The sequence below is a fragment of the Paraburkholderia sp. JHI2823 genome, from assembly GCF_038900695.1.
Classification (GTDB): Bacteria; Pseudomonadota; Gammaproteobacteria; order Burkholderiales; family Burkholderiaceae; genus Paraburkholderia; species Paraburkholderia mimosarum.
On record NZ_JAYMRY010000389.1, the window covers coordinates 1 to 259 of the forward strand.

1 pseudogene is annotated in these 259 nt (G+C 54.4%); it reads left to right on the plus strand.

Annotation, left to right across the window (positions count from 1 at the left end):
• A pseudogene (locus VSR34_RS39110) lies at positions 1 to 120 on the plus strand (IS5/IS1182 family transposase); the annotation flags it as partial.
• Positions 121 to 259: the final 139 nt, after the last annotated feature.

Here is a 259-nt window from a genome sequence, read left to right on the forward strand (position 1 = left end):
GTTGAGCGCCTGTTTCGCCGCCTCAAAGGCTTCCGCCGCATCTTTTCGCGGTTCGAAAAACTGGACGTGATGTTCCTCGCCTTTATCAATTTCGCGCTCATCGTTGATGGGCTCAGATAGTGTGAACGCGCCCTAGGGAAGGTCTTATGTGGACGCCTCCCGGATTGCAAACAGTGTTGCGATTTTTGGCTTTGAGGTAAAGGCAGCACGCTTATGTCCGGCCCGTTTTCGCAGGTCGTTATGCGCCTGCAGGCCCTAA